This is a genomic window from Okeania sp. SIO2B9, assembly GCF_010672505.1.
Classification (GTDB): domain Bacteria; phylum Cyanobacteriota; class Cyanobacteriia; order Cyanobacteriales; family Microcoleaceae; genus Okeania; species Okeania hirsuta.
Map to the genome: position 1 here is coordinate 1 of NZ_JAAHGK010001691.1, position 1,268 is coordinate 1,268.

Here is a 1,268-nt window from a genome sequence, read left to right on the forward strand (position 1 = left end):
CACGAATCAAACGTATGGATGATCGGGAATTTGTACTAGGCGCTTTAGCAGTTATGCTTACATCTAATTCTTATAAAAATTATGCCAACTCTGGCAGAGAAGAATTTTTAGATAATGCTATGAAAAAAATTAATGATTTATCTGATTATGAAATTGAAGAACTTGAAAATAAATTCAAAAAGACTATGATTGTTTGTCAAGAAATATTTGGCGATGAAGCTTTCCGTAAATCGAAGAAACAAAGAAAATTTCCAGTTAATAAAGCTTTGTTTGAAACCTGGTCATTTCATATTAGTCAGCTTAATTCTCAACAAACTCAAAAACTTAAAAATCAGACGCAATAATTATTAGATAACTTTGCTAAATATGTAGATCAAGACAAAGAATTTGCCAAGTCTATATCTCAAGCTCAAGATAAGATAGAATATCGTTTTGAAACTATTGAAAAAATAATCCAGGAAGTTCTAAATGATTAGTTCAGTACATCTAAAAAACTTTAAACATTTTGCCAATCAGCTTTTATCATTTAAACCACTGACTTTGCTATCTGGTCTAAATAGCACAGGCAAATCTTCTGTCTTACAAGCATTACTTTTAATGCGTCAATCTTATCAACTTGGTTATATAGGCATTAAGTTAAAATAGGTAAGCATTCATCAGTCAGCTATCAGCTATTAACTTATTATCTTAGAAGGAGAATTCAAAATTATGTTTGCGTAGCATTCCGCAGTCAAGAAAAAGGTCACTAACTAACTTTAGTAAGTCCTGTACGTTCATACATCTGTTTGCGTAGCATGACAAACGGAAATGCTGTTTGCGGAGCATTCCGTAGGAAATGCTAATAGCTGTTTGCGTAGCATGACAAACGGAATGCTTACTAAAATAGTGACAATATTTTTGATAGTTAAATCCATATAGATATTATCTAAACTCCATGAGTAAAAATTCTAATTTTCCAATTCCCCAATTTTCTTACATTTGTGGCATCCTCACAATTTTAACTCTATTAGTATGGCTCCTCAGAGGCTTAAAAATTCTGGCATTTTTACCAGGAGGAGTGCTTTTACTTCTAATTTTTTTATCCATAACAACTGGTGTGATTAGCCTTTTACAACGACCACATTAATTCAGACTTTTTTTGCCGTTTTTTCTAGTAAGCATTCAGCTATTAGCTATCAGTTCTCAACAAAAGGAGGGGGTTTAAATGAATATAGACTTTTTCAGCTGACTTTTATAGTAAGATTTAATTCTCACTCAGTTAGTAAAGC

Annotated in this window: 1 protein-coding gene and 1 pseudogene; both read left to right on the plus strand. The window is 31.8% G+C overall.

Annotated features, from left to right (window positions below):
• Positions 1-344: pseudogene (locus tag F6K13_RS33735) on the plus strand (DUF262 domain-containing protein); the annotation flags it as partial.
• Positions 345-468: 124 nt separating this feature from the next.
• On the plus strand, positions 469-645 hold the full coding sequence (locus F6K13_RS33740) for an AAA family ATPase (RefSeq protein ID WP_240039005.1): 177 nt from the start codon (positions 469-471) through the stop codon (positions 643-645).
• The last annotated feature ends 623 nt before the right edge of the window (positions 646-1,268 follow it).

Excerpts from the sequence above, each read along its gene's own strand:
- F6K13_RS33740 (WP_240039005.1), top strand. The coding sequence starts at position 469 with ATGATTAGTTCAGTACATCTAAAAAACTTTAAACATTTTGCCAATCAG.